This window comes from Actinomadura sp. NPDC000600 (assembly GCF_040492135.1).
Taxonomy (GTDB): domain Bacteria; phylum Actinomycetota; class Actinomycetes; order Streptosporangiales; family Streptosporangiaceae; genus Spirillospora.
In genome coordinates this window covers 340,905-363,551 of sequence record NZ_JBEUPD010000003.1, presented here as the reverse complement: position 1 = coordinate 363,551, position 22,647 = coordinate 340,905, and the positions used below count along the sequence as shown (strand labels likewise).

Genomic DNA, 22,647 nt, shown 5'->3' with positions numbered 1-22,647 from the left:
AGGGGATCGGCATGCGGGTGCTGCTGCACTACGACATGGATCACGAGGAGCCCGGCCTCGACATCGTGAGCTGCTCGGAGCAGGACGACGCCCGGTTCGCCGAGCTGCTGCCCGGGACCGAGGTGCTCTGGCACGTGCTGCGCCCGGTGACGGCCGCCGACATGGACCGGGCGCCGAAGCTGCGGCTGATCCAGAAGCTCGGCACCGGCGTGAACACCATCGACCTGGACGCGGCGGCCGAGCGCGGGATCGCGGTCGCGAACATGCCGGGCCGCAACGCGCAGGCGGTGGCGGAGACGTCGCTGCTGCTGATGCTGGCGGCGCTGCGGCGGGTCGTCCCGTTCGACGCCCGGACGCGGCGCGGCGAGGGCTGGCCCGCCGACCGGGCCCTGGTGGGCGGCGAGCTGGCCGGACGGACGGTCGGGCTCCTCGGCGGCGGCGAGATCGCGACGCTGCTGCGCGGGATGCTGGAGGCGATCGGGGCGACCGTGCTCTACACGACCCGGCGGCCCAGGCGCGAGGACCCGGCCTGGCGGGAGCTGGACGACCTGCTGCGCGCCAGCGACATCGTGTCCGTGCACATCCCCTTGACCGACGAGACCCGTCATCTTCTCGACGCCGAACGGCTCGCGCTGCTCCCGGAGGGCGCGATCGTGGTGAACACGGCGCGCGGCGCGGTGATCGACGAGCAGGCGCTGGTGGCGGCGCTCAGATCGGGGCGCCTGGGCGGCGCCGGGCTGGACGTCTTCGAGAAGGAGCCCGTCGACGCCGGCAACCCGCTGCTGTCCCTCGACACCGTCGCGGTCATGCCGCACGTCGCGTGGCTGACCCGCGAGACGTGGGACCGGTACTTCGCGGTCGCCGCGGAGAACTGCCGCCGCCTCGCGCGCGGCGACGGCCTCCTCCACCGCGTCGTCTGAGACCCGGTCGGACGCGTGCGGTCAGGCTTCGGCGGTCTCCCACCAGGTGAGGTTGGCGGCCGCCCGGGCCACCGGCTCGATGATCTCCCAGGCCTCGGCGATCAGCCCGTCCTCGACCCGCCAGACGTCGACGACCGCGATCTCCGGCCCGTCCGGGAGCCGCCGCCGCGTGTGCAGGACCACGTGGTCGCCGTCGGCCAGCAGGTGGCGGATCTCGACCTGCATGCCGGCGAGCGGGGTGAGCGCCGCCTGCACGGCGGCGAGCCATTCCGTCTTGGTCGAGGAGGTCGCGTCCGGCCGGTGGTGCACGAAACCGTCGCTGAGCAGCGGGCGAAGCCCGTCGGTGCTGCCCGTCGTGATCAGTTCCGACAGTGCCCGCTGGACGATCTCCTTGTTGGCCAGGGACGCTGCGTCGTTCGGGAATGCGGTGTTGGTCATGGGCGCAGTGTTTCCGCGACCGTGGCGGATTGTCGATGAAGTCCCATTTCATGGCGTCCCGCCGCACGATGAGTACGCTCGATGACCGTGCACACGGTCGGGGAGCTCCTGCGGCAGTGGCGGCATCGCCGGCGGCTCAGCCAGCTCGACCTCGCGATCGCCGCCGACGTCTCCGCCCGGCACGTCAGCCTCGTCGAGACGGGCAGGTCCAACCCGAGCGCCGCCATGATCCTGCGGCTTGCGGAGCATCTCGACGTGCCGCTGCGCGACCGCAACCGGCTGCTGCTCGCGGCCGGATTCGCGCCCCGGTACTCCGAACGGCCGCTCGACGACGACGCGCTGTCCGCCGCCCGGAACGCGGTCGAACGCGTGCTCCGCGCGCACGAGCCGTACCCGGCGCTGGCCTTCGACCGCCGGTGGGACATCGTCATGACCAACCGCGCCATCGAGCCGTTCCTCGCCGAGGTCGACCCCGAGCTGCTCCGGCCGCCGGTCAACCTGCTGCGGCTCGGCCTGGACCCGCGCGGGCTCGCCCGCCTGGTCGTCAACCTGTCCGACGTGCGCGCGGTGTTCCGCTCCCGGGTCAGGCGCCAGCTCGCCGCCGCCCCCGACCCCGGGCTCGCCGCCCTCTACGAGGAACTGCTGGAGCCCGGAGCCGAGGAAGCGCCGGCCGGCGCCGATGTCACGATCCAGATGGTCGTCCGCTTCAGGGGGCGGGAACTGCGGATGTTCTCCACCATCACCACGTTCGGCACCCCCCTGGACATCACGCTGGACGAGGTCGCCGTCGAGTCGTACTACCCGGCGGACGCCGAGACCGCCGCCTACTTCGAGGGCCCCGGGAAGGGGCTCACGGGATCAGGACGGGCTTGACGACCTTGCCGGACGTCGTGTCCGCCTCCGCCTCGTTGATCTGGGCGAGCGGGTAGGCGGCGACGAGCCGGTCGAACGGGAACCGGCCCTGCCGCCACAGCTCGATCATCCGCGGGATGAACGTGTGCGGGACGGCGTCGCCCTCGATGATGCCCTTGACCGTCCGCCCCATGAGCAGGAGGTTGGCGTCCAGCCGGTACTCGGCGGCGCCGACGCCGACCAGGCCGCAGACGCCTGTGGTGCGCAGCGACGCGACCGCCGTCGAGACGACCTCCGGGACGGCCGTCGAGTCGAGCGCGTACTGCACGCCCTCGCCGCCGGAGATCGCCCGGATCTGTCCGGCGATGTCGTCGTCCGCCCCGTTCAGGGCGTGCGTGGCGCCGAGTTCGCGGGCCAGGTCGAGCCGGGACTCGTGCAGGTCGACCGCGACGATCACGGAGGCGCCCGCGACCCGCGCGGCCATCACCGCGGACAGCCCCACCGCGCCCGCGCCGAAGACCGCGACGCTGTCGCCGGCGCGGACGCCGAGCGAGACCAGCATGGAGGCGGCCCCGGTCTGCACGCCGCAGCCGAGCGGCCCGAGCACGTCCAGGGGGACGTCCTTGGTCACCGGGACGACGTTGCGCGCGGTTCCGAGGGCGTGGCTCGCGAACGACGACTGCCCGAACCAGCGCGTGTGGACGGGCTCGCCGCCCGGGCCGGTGGCGCGGGGCGTGCCGTCCAGCGGCATCGCGAGCATGTTGAGCGCGGTCATCTGGGGGCAGGCGCCGGGCTTGGCCGCGCGGCAGTTCTCGCACGTCCCGCACGAGTCGAACGACATGACCACGTGGTCGCCAACGGCGAGGCCGGTGACGCCGGGGCCGACCGCCTCGACCACGCCGGAGCCCTCGTGCCCGAGGACGACCGGCTTGGTGATCAGGTCACCGGGGATGCGTCCGAGCATGTCGGTGTGGCACATCCCCGCGCCCGCGACCTTGACGAGGACCTCGCCGGGGCCCGGGTCGGCGAGGTCGAGCGACTCGATCGTGTAGGGGGCGTCTGCGGCGCGCAGCACCGCGGCTTCGATCTGCACCAGGGGTTCCTTAGGCGAGGGAGTAGCGGATGGGGAGGCGCTTGAGGCCGCCGACGAAGGTGGTGGCGATGCTCTCGGGCGCTCCGGCGAGCTCGATGGAGCCGAGGCGGGGCAGCAGTTCCTCGAAGAAGGCGCGGACCTCGATGCGGGCCAGCGCCGCGCCCAGGCAGTAGTGGACGCCGAAGCCGAACGCCAGGTGCTTGTTCGGGTCGCGCCCGACATCGAAGCGGAACGGGTCGTCGAAGGCGTCCTCGTCCCGGTTCGCGGACGGGTAGGACAGCAGCACCGCCTGGCCCTCGCGGATGGTGGTGCCGCGCAGCTCGTAGTCCCGCGCGGCGGTGCGCATGAACTCCTTGACCGGGGTGACCCAGCGGATCATCTCGTCCACGGCGAGCGGCATCAGCTCCGGCTCGTCCTGGAGCCGCTTGAGCTGGTCGGGGTGCTCGACGAGGGCGTGCAGGCCGCCGGAGATCGTCGCGCTGGTCGTGTCGTGCCCGGCCGTCGCGATGATGACGTAGTAGGACGCGGTGTCGAAGTCGTTCAGCGGCTCGCCGTCGATGCGCGCGTTCGCGATGGCGGAGGCGAGGTCGTCGGTCGGGTGCTTGCGGCGCTCCTCCGTCAGGCCCTGGAAGTAGGCGAAGAAGTCGAGCAGGACCTGGAGCTTCTCCTCGTTGGTCGTGCCCCGCTGGAGCTCGTCGTCGTCGCCTCCGAACAGCTCCTGCGTCAGCTTCAGCATGCGGTCGAAGTCGCTCTCCGGCAGGCCGAGCAGCGACAGGATCACGTAGAGCGGGAAGTGGACGGCGACCTCGCGCGCGAAGTCGCACTCGCCGCCGAGGTCCACCATCCGGTCGACGTACCGCTTCGCCAGCTCGCGGACGCGCGGCTCCAGGGCCCGCATCGCGCGGGGCCGGAACCAGTCGGCGCCGATCGCCCGGACGACCCGGTGGTCGGGGTCGTCCATGTGGATGAGCGTGCGCAGCGCGATGCCCTGCTCGGCGCGCTGCCGGTTCAGCTCGTCGAACTCGGCGGTGCCGAGCAGCGGGCGCGGCGCGTTCAGGAAGATCTCGTGGTTGCGCTCGATCTCCAGGACGTCCTCGTGCCTGGTGATCCCCCAGAACGGGGTGTAGTCGGGGGCCTCCACCCAGTGCACCGGGGACTCGCGGCGCAGCAGCGCGAGGGAGTCGTGGAACCGCCGGTCATCGGCGTAGGCCTTCGGGTCGGCGAGCGCCAGGCCCGCCTCGTCCAGGGTCAGCATCAGCGCTTCACTCCTCGGTCACGGCGGCCGCCCACCAGGAACCTACGGGCCCGAATCGCATTCGGTCAACGACCTACGGGCCGATGGCGCACGGGCCCGCGGGGCGAACACGGGGTCCAAACGGGCGCGGGGCCACAGAACGGGCACGCGGCTCAGATGTCGGTGAAGTCTCCGTGGCGGCCGCGGCCGCTCGCGAACCTCCCGGCGCCCTTGACCGCGTCCTCCATGGAGCCGAGGCCGTGCCGGTACTCGGCGGCGATCGCCTCGTCCTCGGACAGGCCCTCCGCCTCCAGCGCCGACAGCCGGTCGCCCCGGAGGCAGGCCTGCGGGAACCGGGCCAGCTCGGCCGCCAGCTCCTCGGCCGCCTCCCGCGCCTTCCCCAGCGGGACGAGCCGGTTGGCGAGGCCGATCTCGAACGCCTCCCGCCCGTCCACGGGCCGTCCGGTGAGGATCAGGTCCATGGCGCGGCTCGCGCCGATCAGCCGCGGGAGCCGGACCGTCCCGCCGTCGACGAGCGGGACGCCCCAGCGCCGGCAGTAGACCCCGAACGTGGCCGTCTCCTCCACGACGCGCAGATCGCACCACAGCGCCAGCTCCAGGCCGCCGGCGACGGCATGGCCCGCGACCGCCGCGATGACCGGCTTCGACAGGCGCATCCGCGTGCAGCCGAGCGGCGCGTCGGCCGGGGGCGGGTCGAGGCGCGGGCCGCGGTCGGTGCCGACCGACGTGAGGTCGGCGCCGGAGCAGAACGTCCCGCCCTCGCCCCACAGGACGGCGACGCTCGCGCCGTCGTCCGCGTCGAACTCGCGGAACGCCGCTGCCAGCTCGCGCGCCGTCGCGCCGTCCACCGCGTTGCGCGTCGCGGGGCGCGACATCACCACCGTGGTCACCGGGCCGTCCCGCTCGATCCGTACCGCCACGCGCAGCCTCCTAGTCGCCGGTGAACGCGCCGTCCGCCAGGTCCTCGAAGCGCTCGAGATCGTCCGCCGGGGCGTCGATGCCCCGCAGCGGGCCGGGGTCGGCGAGGTGGCTCCGAGCGTAGAGGCGCGCGACCAGCGCCTTGCGGTCCGCGCCGGAATCGGCGCGCTCCCACCCGGCCTGCTCCAGCAGCAGCGCCGCCGCGTACACGTCGGCCATGTACTGGGCGAGCGGGTAGAGGCGGGCTTCGGCCACGGTCCTGTCGAGCCCGCGCCACTTCTCTATGGCCTCGCGGAGATGCCCGATGCTCTGCCCGACCAGCGCGGCCGTCTCGTCGTCCCCGCCAGGCGCCTGCTCGACGGCCTGGGCGAGCCGTTCGAGGAACGGCTCATGGGCGTTCTGCCGCTCGATCGCGCGGCGGACGTCCAGGCACAGGATGTTGTCGCCGCCCTCCCAGATGGGGTTGACCTGCGCGTCCCGGAGGATCCGCGCGACCGGCCACTGCTCGATGTAGCCGTTCCCGCCGTGGATCTCGATGGCGTCGCTCGCGGCCGTCACGCCCAGCCGGGCGGCCCGCAGCTTGATGAGCGCGGCCCCCAGGCGCAGCCGGGGGCGTCCCAGGTACCCGTCGAAGACGAGCGCCTGCACGGCCTCGGTCTCCACGATCAGCTCGGCGAGCTTGCGGCGCATGAGCGGCTGCGCCCCCAGCGGCGCGCCGAACGCCTCGCGGGCCCGCGCGTAGCAGAGCGACTCGACGAGGGCCCGCCGCGCACAGCCGAGGCCCATCATGGAGATGCCGAGCCGGGCGCCGTTCGTCAGCTCCATCATGCGGGCGAGGCCCTTGCCGTCCCCGCCCTCGCCCGCGCTCGACGCCGGGGCCAGCAGGAACGCCTCCGCGTCGGTGAACTCGATCTCGGCCGACGCCACCGAGCGCGTGCCGAGCTTGTCCTTGAGCCGCCGGATCCGGACGCCGTTGCGCGAGCCGTCCCGCCGCTCCCGCAGGACGAGGAACGGCGCGATGCCCCGGACGCCGTCCACGGCGCCTTCCGGCTTGGCCAGCACCACGAACGCCGAGCCGTTGGCGTTGGACGCGAACCACTTGAACCCGTTGAGGCGCCAGGCGTCACCCTCCCGCGACGCGGTCGACTCCAGCGCGCCGAGGTCCGAGCCGCCCGACCGCTCGGTGAGCATCTGTGCGGCCTCGCCGGACATCTCCCCGGCCGCGAACAGCTCCCGCACCCGCGCCTTGACGTCGTCCGGTGCGAACATCTCCGTCAGCCCCACGACCATGTCGCCGCCGGTGCCGAGCGCGCACGCCATGCCGATGTCGGCCTGGTCGAGCAGGTAGCTCCACGCCACGCCCATCGGCGCGGGGTCGACGCCGGCGCGCTTCGCCTCGGCGACGAAACCGGGCCGGGTGAACGACGTCGCCACGATGTCCCGGCGCGCCGCCTCGAACGAGGGCGGCATCACGACCTCGCTGATGTCGCGTCCCCACCGGTCGTACTTCTCCAGGCGGGGCGGGTTGCGGTCGGTCTCCTCGGCCCGCCCGGCGATCGGCCCGCCCATCAGCGCGCCCATGTCCCTGAGCCGGGGCTCGGCCCAGCCGAAACCCTCTCCCAGGTGCCGCCGCATGAGGAACCGAAGCGTGGGGTCGCAGTCGTACCAGTTGCGGCCGACCGCGCCTCGGTAGCGCTCGGTCGCGTACCGGCGCGCCTTCTCCGCGCCCCCGAACGGCAGCCGGTCGAACGACTCGATGAGGTAGGACGCCATGGCTCGACATTACACTTAGCTCTCACGCGACGGAAAGACTGTAATCTGAGGACGGGGCCACCCCGGGTCCCCGGTAGGGTCACGACCAGCCATGGACAGCCTGGAGATTCGCCCGCTCACCGCTCGGTCCGTCGTCCTGAGCACCCTGCTGGGCGTCCACCCGCCCCGGCTCCCGGCCCGGTACCTCGTCCGCGTCGGCGAGCTGTTCGGCATCGCGGAGGGGACGATCCGGGTGGCGCTCTCGCGCATGGTCGCCGCCGGCGACCTCGTCCAGTCCGGCGGCATGTACGCCCTCACCGAGCGCCTCCTCGCCCGCCAGGCCCGCCAGGACGAGGCCCGCCTCCCCCCGACCCGCCCCTGGGACGGCGGCTGGGAGATCGCCGTCATCACCGCCGAGCGCCGTCCCGCCGCCGACCGCGCGGCGCTGCGGCAGGCGATGTCGACCATGCGGCTGGCCGAACTGCGGGAGGGCACCTGGCTGCGCCCGGCGAACGTGACCCGCCCGCGGCCCGAGCCCGTCCTGCGCCAGTGCACCTTCCTCACCGGCCGTCCCGAGGGCGACCCCGCCGCCCTGGCCGCGTCCCTGTGGGACCTCGACGCCTGGACGGCCAAGGCCCACGCCCTGCGCACCGCCCTGGCCGAGGCCGCCTCGATCGCCGAGCGCTTCACCTACGCGGCGGCCATCCTGCGCCACCTGCTGAACGACCCGCTCCTCCCCCCGGAACTGCTGCCTCCCGACTGGCCCGGGCCCGACCTGCGCGCCCACTACGAGGCCTTCGAAGCGGACTTCGAGCAGCTCCTCACCACCCACGTCCTCGCCTGAAGCCCGGGCATGGGACGGGCCTGGAGCATCGCGGCGGCGGTCATCGCCGCAGTGTTCTTATCGATCACCCAGTGGGACACGGCCGCCCACATCCCGCCGTACCTGACCGCCTTCCGCTACGGCGACGACCCCATCGCCAGGGTCTTCTCCTTCTTCGCTCCGCTGACGCCGCACGACTCCGTCGGCCCCCATCTGCGGCCGTGGATCTGGCCGCTGCGGTTCGGCGTCTACCTGCTGACCACCGCGCTCGTCTATCTCGTCGCACGCTCCCTCACGGCGAGGACGGGTATCGCCGGGGCCGTCCTCCGCTGGACGAGCGCGGTGATGCTGGCCTTCGGAGCCGGCGAGGTGGCGGCGCTGACGATCGTGATCCTCGACGGGCTCGGCGACCCGCCGGGCGTCTCCCTGGCGATCGTGATCGACACGCGATGGGACCGCCACTTCTGGCCCTCCGACGCGCTGTTCGCCGGTGTCGGCATGGCCCTGTGGACCGGGGTCCCGCTGGCAGGACTTTACCTGGCGCACCGCGTCTGGCGGGCGAGACGGCCCGACCACGTCCCCGACGTGCTCGCGGGGGCTGTCAGCGACCTGCCGGGGCGGGCGCGCCACATCGCCACGGTCGGCATCATTCCCGCGGTGTGCCTGGCCTTCCTCGGCGGCGCCACCACATTCATCTCCTCGGACGACGGCCGGGTCTCGCTGCCGGAAGCGCTGTCGAACATCTCGCTCTATCCGAGGCTGCGACCGAAACCGCCGCCGAACGCGGTCGACGACTGGCTCGCCCCAAAGGACGGCGAGAGGTTCATGTTCTACTCCGGCCTCAAGGAGAGTTGGCCGGTGTCGACCGCCGTGGCGCTCGTCTTCATCGCGCTGTTGTGGCTGCTGCTGTGGTGGGTCGTCTCCCGGATGGAGCCAGGGGCTCGACACGGCACCCTGCAGGCGTTCCTCTTCGGATGGTCGCTCACCGTTCTCACCGGTGCCCTGACCGGGCTCTTCCATGCCGCGCTGTCCCGCGTGACCTACGGGAGCAGCATCGGTTTCGGGACGCAGGTGACGCTCATCCTGCCGTTCGCGATGCGGTTCGGCGCCGTCTGGGGGTGGCTCGTCGGCCTGGCCGTCGCGTTCTCCTACCGGAGAAGCCGATTCCTCGGCGCGGCCGGAGCTACGGACACTTCGGCGGAGCCGGAGCCGACTCCTTGAGCAGCTTCGCGTACTTGGCCGCCGGCACCTTCGTGTAGTGCTGCCTCTGGCAGTTCAGCCCGTCCATGAACACCGCCTGGTACCGCGCGACGTCGGCGAGCCTGCCGGTCAGCGCGAACAGCCGGTTCCCCGGAGCCCTGATCGACATCTGGTGGCGCCCGCCGCCCGCGATGTAGTCGACCTGCACGCTCCACTGGCAGTACGGCCCCTCCTTGGACGCGGGCCTACCTGGACGCCCGATGGTCGCCACGATCGCGAGCGTCTCCTTCTTGCCCTTCTCCAGGGTCAGCCGCTGCGCCTTGGGGCCGACGAAGAACGGGGAGAGCCTTCCGTCCTCGTTCCGCTGGAAGACCGGGCGCGGGCGCGGGCCGTCGACCACGAGGAAGAGCGCGATCTTGTCGCCCGCCCCCGCGCTCGGGTTCTCGATGAGCGCACCCGACGGCGCCGGGCCGCACCGCCCGCCGGCCATGACCGGACGGACGTCCACGATCTCCACGTCCTCGTTCCGGCGGGTCTCGACGGTGATCTCCCAGCGGGAGGTGCCGACGTCGATCGCGCCGTGCGCGGCCAGCCACTCGTCGGTCAGCGAGTCCGGCGGCGCCGCACCGCCGGGGAGCGCGTCTCCGCCGCCCTTCCGCGCCGGCACGAGGACGTCGTTGCCGGCGTCGAGGTCATGGTAGACGTCGACGACCCGGATCGCCTCGCCCGCCGAGACCGAGTCGGCCACCTCCCCGGGCGTCAGCCAGCCTTCGCCCACCGCTCGGAGCGTGTCCTGGAAATAGGCGGCGGTCACGGCCATGACGATGAGCGATAACCAGGCGAACGGCTGCTGGTACCAGCGTTTTCGCGAAGGGGGTCGATGGGCGTTCCTGGGCTGCCTGCGCCCGCTGCCATGCCGAGTGCTCATCCACGCCCGCATCGCTCGCCTTCTGGTGAATCAAGACGTTAACACGCGAGTCTGTTTCTTCAAGAAAACGTGATCAGCTGGCGGACGGCCTCGGCGGTGTGGAGGCGGTCGAAGCCCTCGTTGACGGCGTCGAGGGGAAGACGGCCGCTGAGGAGGGCGTCCACGGGGAGGGAGCCGTCGCGGTAAAGGCCGATGAAGCGGGGGACGTCGCGCCTGGGGACGCACGAGCCGAGGTAGCTGCCGCGCAGGGTCCGCTCCTCGGCGACGAGGCTGAGCGCGGGCAGGGACAGCGGCGCGCCGGGGGCGGGGAGGCCGACCGTGACGGTCGTGCCGCCGGGGCGGGTGGCGGCGTAGGCCTGTTCGAGGACGGCGACGACGCCCGTCGTCTCGATGACCTTCTCCGCGCCGCCGGACGTGAGGTCGCGGACCGCCTCGACGGCGTCCGGGCCGCCCGCGACGGGCCGGGCTCCGAGGCGCTCGGCGAGGTCGCGCTTGTGGGCGACGACGTCCAAGGCGAGGACGGTGGAGGCTCCGGCGGCCTTGGCGGCGAGGACGGCGGACAGGCCGACGCCGCCGAGGCCGAAGACGGCGACGGTGTCGCCCGGGGCGACGGCGGCGCTGTGGAGGGCGGCGCCGGCCCCGGTGAGGACGGCGCAGCCGAACAGCGCGGCGATGTCGAAGGGCAGGTCGCGGTCGACCTTCACGGCGGACCGCGCCGAGACGACGGTGTACTCGGAGAACGCCGAGACGCCGAGGTGGTGGTTCGGGCGGGTGCCGTCCGGGGCCCGGAACCGCCTGCCGCCGCCGAGCAGGGTTCCGGCGCCGTTGGCCTGGGCGCCCGGTCCGCACAGGGCGGGGCGTCCGGCGACGCAGCGCTCGCAGTGCCCGCAGGCCGGGACGAACGCGAGGACGACGTGGTCGCCTGGGGCGAACTCGGTACCGGGCCCGGTCTCGACCACCTCGCCCGCGGCCTCGTGCCCGAGGGCCATCGGGAGGGGGCGCGGCCTCGACCCGTTGATGACGGACAGGTCGGAGTGGCAGAGGCCGGCGGCGCCGATCCGGACCAGCAGCTCGCCGTGGCCGGGCGGGTCCAGGCGCAGGTCGGCGATCTCCAGGGGACGGGACGCGGCGTAGGGGGCGGGGCGTCCCGACTCGACGAGGACGGCGGCGCGGGTCGCGGTCATGAGGCGAGCAGCTTCTGCATCTCGGTGCGGACCGCTCCGGTGATCTCGACCGGGCGGCGGGTGTCCCGGTCGACGAAGACGTGCACGAAGTGGCCCTCGGCGACGAGCGCGCCGTCCGACCCGCGCAGCATGCCGATCTCCCACCGGACGCTGGAGCGGCCGAGCTTCCCGACGCGGAGCCCCACGCGGATCATGTCGGGGAACGAGACCTCGGCCTTGTACTCGCAGTGGGACTCCACGCAGAGCGCGATCGAACCGGAGGTCGCGGGGTCGAAGCCGGCGGTCCGGATCATCCACTCGTTGATGACGGTGTCCATCAGCGAGTAGTGGACGACGTTGTTGACGTGCCCGTAGACGTCGTTGTCCTTCCACCGCGTGGGGACATTCTCCCAGTACAGGTACTCGCCGGTCATGGGGAGAAGAGTAAGGGGCGGGTCCTGGGCGGCGCCGCATCGGCCGGTCATAACGGTGACCGTGCAAAATGTCAGCCGGGTGCGCGAGTGCGCGCGCCCAACGGTGCGGTGCGACCGGCAGGGTGCGTGCCCGCAAGGCGGAAGCGGCGTTCACCAGGCCGCGAGGAAAGGTTCTGAGCACGATCCCGGCCAGGTGAACGCCGCCCCTCAGCGGCGCCGCGCGGACGCCGCCGTCTATCGGGCCGCGGCGGCACCGGACGGCGTGCGGGCCGCGTCGAAGCGGGCCTTCACGTCCGTCCAGTTCACGAGCGACCAGAGCTTCTCCACGTAGTCCGGGCGGACGTTGCGGTACTGCAGGTAGTAGGCGTGCTCCCAGGCGTCGAAGACCAGCAGCGGGGTCGTGCTCATGCCGACGTTGCCGTGGTGGTCGTAGACCTGCTCGACGACGAGGCGCCCGCCGAGGGGCTCCCACGCGAGGACGCCCCAGCCGGAGCCCTGCACGGTGGAGGTCGCCGCCGTGAGCTGCTTCTGGAACGCCTCGAACGTCCCGAAGTGCTCGTCGATGGCCGCCGCGAGGTCCCCGTCCGGGCGGTCGCCGCCGTCCGGCGACAGGTTGTCCCAGAAGATCGAGTGCAGGACGTGGCCGGAGAGGTTGAACGCGAACGTCTTCTCCAGGCCGACCAGCCCGCCGAACTGCTCCTTGTCGCGCGCCTCGGCGAGCCTCTCCAGCGTGTCGTTGGCGCCCTTGACGTAGGCGGCGTGGTGCTTGGAGTGGTGCAGCTCCAGGATCTCGCCGGTGATCGCCGGCTCCAGGGCGGCGTAGTCGTAGGGCAGGTCGGGAAGCGTGTAGTCGGCCATGCGGCCACTATTGCAAACGAGTTGCAGTTACGTCCAGTGCGCAATACGAGCGGGACCCGCCCCCGGGGCGGGGACGGGTCCGGTGCTCGGTATCGGGTGGTCGGCCGGTGCTCAGTAGCGGCGGCGGCCTCCACCGCCGCGACCTCGTGACAGCAGTCCGCGGATCTTGGCCTGGGTGCGGGGGTCCCGGGCGAGCCGTTCCGCCCGCGCCCGCGCCTTGCGCCCCTGCGGGCTGCGGGCGAACCGCATGATCTTGTCCATGAGCGGCACGTTCTTCCTCCTCGGGCTGGTCTTTACCGTTCAACGACTGCCCGTTCTGGAAGGTTCAGAACGCCTCGTCGAGCGCGACCGTCCCCTCGACCCCGATCTGGTAGGCCGAAACGCGCCTTTCGAAGAAGTTCGACAGCTCCTGGACGTCCTGCAACTCCATGAACGCGAACGGGTTCGCGGTGCCGTAGCGGGCCGGCAGGCCGAGCCGGACGAGCCGCTGGTCCGCGACGTATTCGAGGTAGGCGCGCATGTCGCCGGCGCTCATGCCGGGCAGGCCGTCCCCGCACAGGTCGCGGGCGAACGCCAGCTCCGCTTGGACGGCCTCCTCCATCATCGTGGTGACCTGGGCCGTCAGCTCGGCGTCGAAAAGCGCGGGCTCCTCGGCCCGGACGGTGTCGACCACCGAGAAGGCGAAGTCCATGTGCATGCTTTCGTCCCGGAAGACCCAGTTGGTCCCGGACGCGAGGCCGTTCAGCAGGCCCCGCGACCGGAGCCAGTAGACGTAGGCGAACGCGCCGTAGAAGAACAGCCCCTCGATGCAGGCCGCGAAGCAGATGAGGTTCAGCAGGAACGCCCTGCGGTCTGCGGCGGTGCGGAGCTCGTCCAGGGAGCCGAGCGAGTCGATCCATCGGAAGCAGAACTCCGCCTTGGACCGGATGGACGGGATGTGCTCGATCGCCGCGAACGCCTTGGCGCGCTCGTCCGAATCGGGCAGATAGGTGTCCAGGAGGGTCAGGTAGAACTGTACGTGCACGGCCTCCTCATATAGCTGCCTCGACAGGTAGAGCCGGGCCTCCGGCGCGTTCACGTGCTTGTAGAGGTTGAGCACCAGGTTGTTCGCCACGATCGAGTCGCCGGTGGCGAAGAACGCGACGAGCCGGTTGACGAGGTGCAGCTCGGCGGGCGTGAGCCGGGCGAGGTCCGCCAGGTCGGAGGCGAGGTCGACCTCCTCCACCGTCCAGGTGTTGCGGATCGCGGCCCGGTACCGCTCGTAGAAGTCCGGGTAGCGCATGGGCCGCAGGGTCAGGTCCATGCCGGGGTCGAGGAGCATGCCCCGTCCCTCCGCTCGCTCGTTCACTGGCACGCCTCGCAGGTCTCGGGGTTCTCCAGGGAGCACACGGCCGCGGCGACCGTCGTCTGCGCGATCCGCGTCGCCGGACGCGACCGCAGGTAGTAGGTCGTCTTGAGCCCGGCCCGCCACGCGTAGGCGTACATCGAGGAGAGCTTGCCGATCGTCGGCGTCTCCATGAACAGGTTCAGCGACTGCGACTGGTCGATGTACGGGGTGCGGGCGGCGGCGAGGTCGATGAGCGCCTTCTGCGGCAGCTCCCAGGCCGTCCGGTAGAGCGACAGCATCTCCTCCGGCAGGTCGACGAGCCCCTGGACGGACCCGTTCGCCTTCTTGACCGCCTCGCGGACCGCCGGCGTCCACAGCCCGAGCGACTTCAGGTCCTCGACCAGGTAGCGGTTGATCTGCAGGAACTCGCCGGACAGCGTCTCGCGCTTGAACAGGTTGGACACCTGCGGCTCGATGCACTCGTAGCAGCCCGCGATGGACGCGATCGTCGCGGTCGGCGCGATCGCGACGAGCAGCGAGTTGCGCAGGCCCACCTCCGCGACCCGGGCGCGAAGGGCGTCCCAGTCGGCGGGACGGGACGGCGCCGCGTCAGGGAAGTGGTCCAGGTGGAGCTTGCCGCGCGCGGTGCGGGTCATGCCGTAGGCGGGCAGCGGCCCGTGGGCGGCGGCGAGGTCGGCGGACGCGTTGTAGGCGGCCAGCGCGATCTCCTCGGCGATGCGCGTCGACAGCTCGCGCGCCTCGTCCGAGTCGAACGGCAGGCGGAGCGTGAAGAACACGTCCGCGAGCCCCATCACGCCGAGCCCGACCGGCCGCCACTTGCGGTTCGCCTTCTCCGCCTCGGGCGTGGGGTAGAAGCCGCGGTCGATGGTGCGGTCCAGGAACCGGACGGCGGTGCGGACCGTCGAGCGGAGCCGCTCCCAGTCGACGCCGGACGGCCCCACGTGCGCGGCCAGGTTCACCGATCCGAGGTTGCAGACGGCCGCCTCGCCGTCGCCCGTCACCTCCAGGATCTCCGTGCAGAGGTTCGACAGGTGGACGACCTTGCCGGGCTCGGCGGTCTGGTTGCAGGCGCGGTTGGCGGCGTCCTTGAACGTCATCCACCCGTTGCCGGTCTCGGCGAGAGTCCTCATCATCCGCCCGTACAGCTTGCGGGCCGGGATCTGCCGGACGAACCGCCCCTCCCGCTCCGCCGCCCGGTACGCCTCGTCGAACTCGTCGCCCCACAGGTCGGTCAGCTCGGGGACCTCCTTCGGGTCGAACAGCGACCACGTCCCGTCGGCCTCGACGCGGCGCATGAACTCGTCCGGGATCCAGTTGGCCAGGTTGAGGTTGTGGGTGCGGCGCGCGTCCTCGCCGGTGTTGTCGCGCAGCTCCAGGAACTCCTCGACGTCGGCGTGCCACGGCTCCAGGTAGACGCACGCCGCGCCCTTGCGGCGGCCGCCCTGGTTGACCGCGGCCACGGACGAGTCGAGCGTGCGCAGCCACGGGACGATCCCGTTGGAGTGCCCGTTGGTGCCCCGGATCAGCGAGCCCCGCGACCGGACCCGCGTCCAGGAGATGCCGATGCCGCCCGCGTACTTGCTGAGCCGCGCGACCTGGCCGTACCGGTCGTAGATCGACTCCAGCTCGTCGCGCGGCGAGTCGAGCAGGAAGCACGAGGAGAGCTGCGGGCGGCGGGCCCCGGAGTTGAACAGCGTCGGCGAGCTGGGCAGGTACGACAGCGTGCTGAGCAGCCCGTACAGCTCGGCGGCCTCATCCACGGCCGTGTCGCCTGTGGGAGGCCGACCCCCCACACCCCCCGGCCCGACTTCGTCGGGGACTGTGTCGCCCGTGGGAGGCCGACCCCCCACACCCCCCGGCCCGACTTCGTCGGGGACTGTGTCGCCCGTGGGAGGCCGACCCCCCACACCCCCCGGCCCGACCGCGTCGGGAAATACGAGCCCGCAGGCCACCCGCAAGAAGAAGTGCTGCGGTCGCTCAAGGACGAGTCGCGACGTCGGATGCCTCAGCAGGTAACGGTCGTAGACGGTGCGAAGCCCGAAGTACTCGAACCGGTCATCGGCCCCGAACGCGCCTTCCGAGGCGGGACGTTCTCCCACGCCCCCCGAACTCTCGTCGATGAGCGCGTCGAGCCGGGCGGCGTTGGCGGCGACGAAGGCGGCCAGGTCGTCCGCCAGGAGCCCCTCGCGGTGCGCGGCGGCGACCGACTCGGCGAACGTGCGGACGCCCGCGGCCGCGGCCTCGTCCCGGATCCGGCCGCCGAGCAGGCGCGCGGCGACCCTGGAGTATCCGGGCTCGGCGGGGATGAGCGCGGCGGCCTCCCCGATCGCGAGGTCCCGCAGCGCCATCGCGTCGAGGCCGTCCGCGGACCGGACCGCGGCCAGCACCCGGCCGGCCTCGACCCCCGGTACCGCCTCGCAGGCCGCCTCGACCTCGGCCGTGATCTCCGCCGGCGGCGCGGCCAGAGCCTGTGTCACGTGCTTCTCCCCTCGCAAGCCGCCTCGCGAAGGCATGCGAACGGCGCGCGGCGGCAGGCCGCGCTCCGCCCCCGGCCCACCCGCGAGGCCTGGACGTGTCGATCCGGGACGGACCCGGACCCCCGAAAATGAGGCCGGTCGCCCGGCCTCGCGTGCGGGCAGGTCTTCGGACTCGCGGGCGCCGCCTCTCCCGAGGCGTCCTACTGGCCGTCGCTTCCCAGGCCCTTCGGCCCAGTGCTCGATGACGGCGGTCGTTCCCGCTCACCGCTGCGGGGCAGTCCCGGACTCCCACCGGGTTCCCTCTCACGCCGCCCCCGCCGCGAAACGGCGGGGGCGGACCAGCACGGGGTTGAACCCTACATCTAGTTGACGATCAACGCACAAGCCCAAGATGTTGGGCGTGTCGGCGCGGTGTCCGGGGTCGGCTGCGCATCCCGCACCGCGGGTGGGACGATGGTCAGCGTCATGATCCCCCATGCGTCGCAGCCGCTGTTCCGGGCCGCGCGCGCGGTGGTGTTCGCCACCGTGTGCGCCACGCTCGCGATCCTCGGGCACGTCCTGGCGGGCGGCGCGGCGGTGCCGCCCTGGGCGGCGATCATGGGATTCGGGGCCGTCCTGGGCGTGACGCTGATGCTGGCGGGCCACGAGCGCTCGCTCGCGACGATCCTGGGCGGGCTCCTCGGCGGGCAGTTCGCCCTGCACACGCTGTTCACGGCGGCCACCGCCCCGGCGGCCCACACCATGCCCGAGACTCACGCCGCCATGACGGGCGCCATGGAACCCGTCGCGCTCCCCACCGCGCATGGCGGGAACGGCCTGGTCATGACGCTCGCGCACTGCACGGCCGCGCTGGTGGCCGCATGGTGGCTGCGACGAGGCGAGCGGGCCGCGTGGTCACTCGCCCGGCGGGTCGCCGCCTTCGCGGACCGCCCGATCCGGCTGCTGCTGGCTCTGCTCGCCGTCGAACCGGCCGAGCCTCCAGTGAGCCCCTGCCGGACCGAGTCGGCGGCGGACACTGTCACGGCCCTGGGGCGGGTCCTGCGGCACCAGGTCGTCCGGCGGGGTCCCCCGCCGCGTTCGAGGGCGCTCGCTCACCTCTGAGCGGAGCGCCGTACGCCACCGGACGCCGACTCGCGGTGCCCGGTCGTTCCCGTACGACTCGAACGGAGTTCCGCAATGCCCTTCCTTCCGCATGCCCGGCGCGCCGGCGCGGTCGCGTCCCTCGCCGCACTGTCCGTGATCGGCCTGGCCGCGGCGGCGTCCGCGCACGTCAGCGTCAACCCCAAGACCGCCGAGCAGGGCTCGTACACCAAGGTCTCGTTCCGCGTGCCGAACGAGCGCGACGACGCGTCCACCACCAAGCTCGTGGTGAACTTGCCGGTCGACCACCCGCTGTCGTCGGTGTCGGTCCGGCCGACGCCCGGCTGGACGGTGAAGGTGGAGAAGTCCAAGCTGCCGAAGCCCGTGAAGACGGAGGGCGGCGAGCTGACCGAGGCCGTCACGAAGATCACCTGGACCGGCGGCCGGATCGAGCCGGGCCGGTTCGAGGAGTTCGACGTCTCGATGGGGCCGCTGCCGACCGACACAGACCGGCTCGTCTTCAAGGCCGACCAGACCTACTCCGGCGGCGAGGTCGTCAAGTGGGACCAGCCACCCGCCGAGGGGGCGAACGAGCCGGAGCACCCCTCGCCGGTGCTCAAGCTCCTCCCCAAGGGCTCGCTGACCGCCACCGGCCTGACCGCCCAGGTGAAGCCCGCCGCTGCGGCGTCGTCCGCGTCGCCCGACGACGGGACGGCCCGGCTGCTCGGCGGCATCGGCATCGCGGTCGGCGTGGCCGGCATCGCGGTCGGGGCCTACGGCCTGACCCGGGCGCGGAGCCGGGCATGATCCGGGCGGTGCTGCGCGGGGCCGCCGGCTCCGCGGTTCTCGCGGCGGTCCTGGCGACGACCGCGGTCCCGGCGTCGGCGCACACCGCGCTGGCGTCGGCGAGCCCGGCGAAGGGCTCGGCGGTCGCGCCCCCGTCCCAGATCGTCCTGACGTACACGGATCCGGTGCGGCTGCCGCGCGTGGTCGTGACCGACGCGTCGCGCAAGCAGTACCAGGCCGGGTCGGCGCAGGCGGTCGACAACAAGGTCACCCAGGCGGTGAACGGCAAGCTGCCCAACGGCGAGTACACGGTGGGCTGGCGCGTCGTGGCGTCGGACGGCCATCCGGTCGAGGGCACCTACACGTTCACCGTGCGGGGCTCGACAGGTGCCGCCCAGCCCGCGACACCGGCGCCGTCCCGGACGGCCGTCGCCGGCACCGGGGATTCGGGCGGCTCGTCGGGGTGGCTCTGGATCGGCCTGATCGCCCTGGTCCTCGCGGCCGCGGCCGGCACCGTCGCCTGGCTGCGCCGCTCCTCCGCCCAGGATTGATCGTTTTCGCTTCCGGTCGGGTGATTACAGGATTACAGTGATAGCCCGACCGGAAGCAGCCTGGGGGCGCCAATGATCGTCGAGTACATCCGCTACAGCATCGATCCGGGGGACGCCGAGGAGTTCGAGGCCGCCTACGCGCGGGCCGCCGTCCCCCTCGCCGCGGCGCCGCAGTGCGTCGACTACGAGCTGTCCAGGTGCGTCGACGAGCCGTCGTCCTACATCCTGCGCATCTGCTGGACGTCGGCCGACGACCACATGCGCGGCTTCCGGGGCGGCGAGCACTTCCCCGCGTTCTTCGCCGAGATCAAGCCGTACGTCCAGCGGATCGAGGAGATGCGGCACTACGAGCGGACGGCCGTGCGCGGCGCCGGGTCGTCCGTCCCGACCATGTACGACTGGGCGGGCGGGAGCGAGGCGCTGGAGCGGCTCACCGAGCACTTCTACACGAACGTCCTCAGGGACGACCTGCTCCGCCCCCTCTTCGAGCACATGGCCCCGGACCACCCGAAGTGGGTCGCGGCGTGGCTCGGCGAGGTCTTCCGCGGACCCGAGCGCTACAGCCGCGAGCGCGGCGGCTACCACTCCATGGTGCGGCACCACCTCGGCAGGTCCATCACCGAGGCGCAGCGCCGCCGCTGGGTCTCGCTCCTCATGGACGCGGCGGACGAGGTCGGCCTCCCGGACGACCCGGAGTTCCGCGCCGCGTTCGCGTCCTACATCGAGTGGGGCACGCGCATCGCCCTCGCCAACTCCCAGCCGGGCGCCGAGCCGCCCCTCGAAGCCCCCATGCCCCACTGGGGCTGGGGCGTCGCCCCGCCCTACATCCCCTCGAAGTAGCCCAAGGCAGTAGCATCCAGGGCGCTGATCTGCACGCACGTCCTGAGAGGTAATGCACGGTGGTGGACCTCGGCGACGTGGTGCTCGACGACCCTGTGGGCGAGTCGCTCCGCGGCCGCCACGCGCACCTCGCCCGCCGCCTCGGCCGGGCCGCGACCTACCTGCCGGGAGTCGCGACCTTCTCGACGGTGTCCACCGACCCGGACCCGGCGGAGTGGGCCGATCTCGCTCAACTGCTGGGCCGGGGCGAACTCGCCGACATGTTCAGCAGCCCCGCGGTCCCGCCGCCGGACTGGGAGCCGGTCTTCGTCCTCGAAGGCCGGCAGATGGTCTGGTCCGGCGGCGGCGAGGCCGGCACCGGCGTGGTGGAGCTGGGCGCGGACAGCGTGCCCGAGATGCTCGACCTCGTCGCGCGGACCCGACCGGGGCCGTTCTGGCCGCGCACCCGCGAACTCGGCGCCTATCTGGGCGTCCGCGAGAACGGCGTGCTGGTGGCGATGGCGGGCGAACGGCTCCGGCCTCCCGGCTGGACGGAGATCAGCACCGTCTGCACCGCCCCCGAGGCGCGCGGGCGCGGCCACGCCGCCCGCCTGGTCCGCGCGCTCGCGGCCCGCGTCACGGCCCGGGACGAGCGCCCGTTCCTGCACATGGCCGAGGCGAACACCCAGGCGATCGCGCTCTACGAACGGCTCGGCTTCAAGACCCGCAAGCACGTGACCTTCCGCGGCTTCCGGATTCCCTGACCGCCGAAGGCACCGCAAAGCCGTTCCGGATAGGCTTTGCGGTGTTCCTGCGACAGGGGAGGTTGATGAATATGGCCCGCGCGGCGCTTCGTCAGCATGCCCTTGTCCGGGCCGTGCGCGGTTGAGCGCGGCCCGGTCGTCCAGAACGACCAGGAGCCAGACTTGTCATCTTCCGACCTGACCGCATCGGGCCCGCACGACGCGGACCCGGCCGCCGCGGGCCTGCCGAGCGCGGATCTCACCACCGGCCGCCTCGTCCTGCGTCCGTGGCCGCGCGACGAGATCGCCGCCGTACTGTCCGGCGACAGGCGCGCCCACTGGGCGGACGACTTCCCCGCCGAAGGCGATCGCGACATCGCCGGCTTCATCGCCGAGCACCCGTCCGTGCTCGACGCGCACGGCCAGCGCCAGATCATCGAACGCGCCACCGGCCTGGTGGTCGGCACCACCGGCCTGTTCTGGCCGCCCACCGACGGGGTCGTCGAGTTCGGCTACGGCGTCGTCCCGTCCCGCCGGGGCCGCGGGTACGCCACCGAGGCCGCCCGCGCCATCGTGGCCTTCGCCCTGGCCGCACCGGAGGTGGACGCGGTGGTCGCGACCGTGGAGCCGAGCAACACGGCGTCGGTCCGCGTCCTGGAGAAGGCCGGCCTCCGCCACGCCGGCGCGACCGAGGACATCGCCACCTACACCACCGCCTGACGGCGAGCCGGGCCCGGCCGCGCGGCCGGGCCCGGCTCGGCGTCCCCATCGATCCTCTGCTCACCGGCGCGTGCCGTCCTTCACACCGAAGGGCGGCACGTTCGCGTTCCGGCCTCCCCCCTTGGCTGCGCGAGGCGGCGCACGTCCCCGGCCTGCGCGTGGAGATGAGCGGCGACGCCGTCGCTCCCCCGGAGGAGCGCGCACTGCCCCGCCGCCCGGCACGACGCTGCGGCGGGCCTACGACCTGCTCGCGGACGGGTTCGGCCCGGGGTCAACGGGCCGCTGCCGAGCGCACCGGCCGCGAGCCCGCCGAGGTCCGCGCCCCTCACGGGCGCGGCCTTCGGCGTGATGCTCGACCTGATGATCCGCTGGTCGGAGGATCCGTCCCCGGACCTTCCCGAGGCGCTGGACGAGTCCCTCGCCCTCGCCCCGATCGACCCGGGCGCGCCGTGAACCGGGCGCCGGGCCCGGTCAGCCGAACTGGCCGGGCTGGTAGCCGCCGGCGGGCTGCCGGGTGATGACGTTCATGCGGTTCCAGGTGTTGATGAGGGCGATCAGGGACACCAGCCCGGCGAGCTGCTCCTCGTCGTAGTGCTTGGCGGCGTTCGCCCAGACCTCGTCGGAGACGCCGGGGCCGTCGGCGAGCCGGGTCCCCTCCTCCGCCAGCTCCAGGGCGGCGCGCTCGGCGTCGGTGAAGACCGTGGCCTCCCGCCAGGCCGCGACGAGGTTGAGGCGCACCGAGGTCTCACCCGCGTGGGCGGCGTCCTTGCTGTGCATGTCGACGCAGAAGCCGCACCCGTTGATCTGGCTGGCCCGGAGCTCCACCAGATGCGCCGTCGCGAGCGGCAGCCCCGAGTTCGTCACGGCCTTGGACGCCGACAGGAGGTACTTCATGAACTTTCCGCCGGTCTCGGTGTCGTAGTAGGTGAATCGGGCGTCCATGGTGGTCTCCTTGCCATATGGAGGGTTACACCAGGTTGACGATTCACCCCACCGCAGTGTGACAGCGTGTCCGGAGTGACCCCCGTCACCCCGAACGCGTAGCAGCCGGACGACCGCAGGCGGGCGGTCATGTCCCCCGGCCCGCGGCCCGGATCCGCGACCGGGCCCCCGGCTCAGTTGCAGGTGACCCCCCAGACCTTGATGAGGGACTTCGGCACCTTCGGGCACGGGTTCCCGCCGGTGTCGCCGAGGTACTCCCAGTCGGTGCCGTTGGAACTGCGCCACACGTGCGGCCCGTCCTGGGACGTCATCGGCTGGTCGGTGAGGCTGATGTCGGCGAGCGCGTAGTAGACGCCGCCGGTCTTGCCGAGGTGGGCGTCCTTCGGCCCGTCCACCTTGTCCGTCGACTCCTCGGGGTACTGCGCCATCATCTTCATCAGGTAGGCGTCCTTCAGCCCACCGGCGCCGGGGTAGGAAGCCCCTACTACCCCCGTTCGGGGGTGGCGTCGGTCACCCGGATGGCCAACGATCCTTCTGACCGGGTGCC

At 72.5% G+C, this 22,647-nt stretch carries 24 protein-coding genes and 1 riboswitch; of the genes, 10 read left to right on the top strand and 14 right to left on the bottom strand.

Going from position 1 to position 22,647, the window contains the following annotated elements; genetic code table 11:
- Window positions 1-11: 11 nt before the first annotated feature.
- On the top strand, window positions 12-920 hold the full coding sequence (locus tag ABWI07_RS06850; protein ID WP_353817949.1) for an NAD(P)-dependent oxidoreductase: 909 nt from the start codon (window positions 12-14) through the stop codon (window positions 918-920).
- Between the two features lie 21 nt (window positions 921-941).
- On the opposite strand, the gene ABWI07_RS06845 is transcribed toward ABWI07_RS06850, so the two are convergent.
- Window positions 942-1,358: a nuclear transport factor 2 family protein gene (locus tag ABWI07_RS06845; protein ID WP_353817948.1), complete on the bottom strand. Its 417-nt coding sequence runs from the start codon at window positions 1,356-1,358 to the stop codon at window positions 942-944.
- 81 nt (window positions 1,359-1,439) lie between these two features.
- Between ABWI07_RS06845 and ABWI07_RS06840 the strand changes: the two genes are divergently transcribed.
- Window positions 1,440-2,231 (top strand): helix-turn-helix domain-containing protein, encoded by a 792-nt coding sequence (locus tag ABWI07_RS06840; protein WP_200841932.1) that lies wholly within the window; start codon window positions 1,440-1,442, stop codon window positions 2,229-2,231.
- Here ABWI07_RS06840 and ABWI07_RS06835 read toward each other — a convergent pair.
- The 4 genes from ABWI07_RS06835 to ABWI07_RS06820 all read right to left on the bottom strand — a co-directional run bounded on the left by ABWI07_RS06835 (window position 2,209) and on the right by ABWI07_RS06820 (window position 7,249).
- Window positions 2,209-3,303, bottom strand: a complete 1,095-nt coding sequence (locus tag ABWI07_RS06835; protein WP_149260018.1) for an NAD(P)-dependent alcohol dehydrogenase — start codon at window positions 3,301-3,303, stop codon at window positions 2,209-2,211. The genes ABWI07_RS06840 and ABWI07_RS06835 overlap by 23 nt on opposite strands.
- A gap of 10 nt (window positions 3,304-3,313) precedes the next feature.
- On the bottom strand, window positions 3,314-4,558 hold the full coding sequence (locus ABWI07_RS06830) for a cytochrome P450 (RefSeq protein WP_149260019.1): 1,245 nt from the start codon (window positions 4,556-4,558) through the stop codon (window positions 3,314-3,316).
- Between the two features lie 152 nt (window positions 4,559-4,710).
- The gene (locus ABWI07_RS06825; protein WP_200841933.1) at window positions 4,711-5,478 is read right to left on the bottom strand and encodes a crotonase/enoyl-CoA hydratase family protein; all 768 of its coding nucleotides are present in this window, start codon (window positions 5,476-5,478) and stop codon (window positions 4,711-4,713) included.
- Between the two features lie 10 nt (window positions 5,479-5,488).
- A complete protein-coding gene (locus ABWI07_RS06820) occupies window positions 5,489-7,249 on the bottom strand; it encodes an acyl-CoA dehydrogenase family protein (protein WP_353817947.1) in 1,761 nt (586 codons plus the stop codon).
- A 91-nt stretch (window positions 7,250-7,340) separates the two neighbouring features.
- Here ABWI07_RS06820 and ABWI07_RS06815 point away from each other — a divergent pair, with 91 nt between their 5' ends.
- Both ABWI07_RS06815 and ABWI07_RS06810 read left to right on the top strand, forming a co-directional pair.
- A complete protein-coding gene (locus tag ABWI07_RS06815; protein ID WP_149260022.1) occupies window positions 7,341-8,072 on the top strand; it encodes a PaaX family transcriptional regulator C-terminal domain-containing protein in 732 nt (243 codons plus the stop codon).
- A gap of 9 nt (window positions 8,073-8,081) precedes the next feature.
- Complete coding sequence (locus ABWI07_RS06810) at window positions 8,082-9,272, top strand: hypothetical protein (protein WP_353817946.1); 1,191 nt, start codon at window positions 8,082-8,084, stop codon at window positions 9,270-9,272.
- Here the strand turns inward: ABWI07_RS06810 and ABWI07_RS06805 are convergent.
- The 7 genes from ABWI07_RS06805 to ABWI07_RS06775 form a co-directional block, all read right to left on the bottom strand.
- The gene (locus ABWI07_RS06805; protein ID WP_353817945.1) at window positions 9,235-10,065 is read right to left on the bottom strand and encodes a hypothetical protein; all 831 of its coding nucleotides are present in this window, start codon (window positions 10,063-10,065) and stop codon (window positions 9,235-9,237) included. The two genes, ABWI07_RS06810 and ABWI07_RS06805, sit on opposite strands and share 38 nt — an antisense overlap.
- 173 nt (window positions 10,066-10,238) lie before the next feature.
- Window positions 10,239-11,363 carry a zinc-dependent alcohol dehydrogenase family protein gene (locus ABWI07_RS06800; protein ID WP_353817944.1) on the bottom strand — a complete coding sequence of 375 codons (1,125 nt, stop codon included), beginning with the start codon at window positions 11,361-11,363 and terminating at the stop codon, window positions 10,239-10,241.
- Complete coding sequence (locus ABWI07_RS06795; RefSeq protein WP_149260026.1) at window positions 11,360-11,776, bottom strand: acyl-CoA thioesterase; 417 nt, start codon at window positions 11,774-11,776, stop codon at window positions 11,360-11,362. The genes ABWI07_RS06800 and ABWI07_RS06795 overlap by 4 nt, the downstream gene beginning before the upstream one ends.
- 234 nt (window positions 11,777-12,010) lie before the next feature.
- Window positions 12,011-12,634, bottom strand: coding sequence for a superoxide dismutase (locus ABWI07_RS06790; protein WP_149260027.1), 624 nt, complete (start codon window positions 12,632-12,634; stop codon window positions 12,011-12,013).
- Window positions 12,635-12,745: 111 nt separating this feature from the next.
- On the bottom strand, window positions 12,746-12,904 hold the full coding sequence (locus tag ABWI07_RS06785; RefSeq protein ID WP_160160941.1) for a hypothetical protein: 159 nt from the start codon (window positions 12,902-12,904) through the stop codon (window positions 12,746-12,748).
- A gap of 55 nt (window positions 12,905-12,959) precedes the next feature.
- Window positions 12,960-13,982 carry a ribonucleotide-diphosphate reductase subunit beta gene (locus ABWI07_RS06780; RefSeq protein ID WP_235036870.1) on the bottom strand — a complete coding sequence of 341 codons (1,023 nt, stop codon included), beginning with the start codon at window positions 13,980-13,982 and terminating at the stop codon, window positions 12,960-12,962.
- The gene (locus tag ABWI07_RS06775; protein ID WP_353817943.1) at window positions 13,979-16,459 is read right to left on the bottom strand and encodes a ribonucleoside-diphosphate reductase subunit alpha; all 2,481 of its coding nucleotides are present in this window, start codon (window positions 16,457-16,459) and stop codon (window positions 13,979-13,981) included. The genes ABWI07_RS06780 and ABWI07_RS06775 overlap by 4 nt, the downstream gene beginning before the upstream one ends.
- Window positions 16,460-16,599: 140 nt before the next feature.
- Window positions 16,600-16,817, bottom strand: a riboswitch (cobalamin riboswitch).
- A 107-nt stretch (window positions 16,818-16,924) separates the two neighbouring features.
- Here ABWI07_RS06775 and ABWI07_RS06770 point away from each other — a divergent pair.
- From ABWI07_RS06770 to ABWI07_RS06745, 6 genes are all read left to right on the top strand, one after another.
- Window positions 16,925-17,560, top strand: coding sequence for a hypothetical protein (locus ABWI07_RS06770; RefSeq protein WP_149260029.1), 636 nt, complete (start codon window positions 16,925-16,927; stop codon window positions 17,558-17,560).
- Between the two features lie 75 nt (window positions 17,561-17,635).
- A complete protein-coding gene (locus ABWI07_RS06765) occupies window positions 17,636-18,346 on the top strand; it encodes a YcnI family copper-binding membrane protein (protein WP_149260030.1) in 711 nt (236 codons plus the stop codon).
- Window positions 18,343-18,876 (top strand): copper resistance CopC family protein, encoded by a 534-nt coding sequence (locus ABWI07_RS06760; RefSeq protein WP_235036871.1) that lies wholly within the window; start codon window positions 18,343-18,345, stop codon window positions 18,874-18,876. The genes ABWI07_RS06765 and ABWI07_RS06760 overlap by 4 nt, the downstream gene beginning before the upstream one ends.
- A 72-nt stretch (window positions 18,877-18,948) precedes the next feature.
- Window positions 18,949-19,716, top strand: coding sequence for a group II truncated hemoglobin (locus tag ABWI07_RS06755; RefSeq protein WP_353817942.1), 768 nt, complete (start codon window positions 18,949-18,951; stop codon window positions 19,714-19,716).
- Window positions 19,717-19,775: 59 nt separating this feature from the next.
- Window positions 19,776-20,459: a GNAT family N-acetyltransferase gene (locus tag ABWI07_RS06750; RefSeq protein WP_353817941.1), complete on the top strand. Its 684-nt coding sequence runs from the start codon at window positions 19,776-19,778 to the stop codon at window positions 20,457-20,459.
- A 162-nt stretch (window positions 20,460-20,621) separates the two neighbouring features.
- Window positions 20,622-21,158, top strand: a complete 537-nt coding sequence (locus ABWI07_RS06745; RefSeq protein ID WP_353817940.1) for a GNAT family N-acetyltransferase — start codon at window positions 20,622-20,624, stop codon at window positions 21,156-21,158.
- 471 nt (window positions 21,159-21,629) lie between these two features.
- Here the strand turns inward: ABWI07_RS06745 and ABWI07_RS06740 are convergent, their stop codons facing one another.
- Both ABWI07_RS06740 and ABWI07_RS06735 read right to left on the bottom strand, forming a co-directional pair.
- On the bottom strand, window positions 21,630-22,100 hold the full coding sequence (locus ABWI07_RS06740) for a carboxymuconolactone decarboxylase family protein (RefSeq protein ID WP_149260035.1): 471 nt from the start codon (window positions 22,098-22,100) through the stop codon (window positions 21,630-21,632).
- Window positions 22,101-22,273: 173 nt separating this feature from the next.
- Window positions 22,274-22,537 (bottom strand): hypothetical protein, encoded by a 264-nt coding sequence (locus tag ABWI07_RS06735; protein WP_149260036.1) that lies wholly within the window; start codon window positions 22,535-22,537, stop codon window positions 22,274-22,276.
- Between the last annotated feature and the right edge of the window lie 110 nt (window positions 22,538-22,647).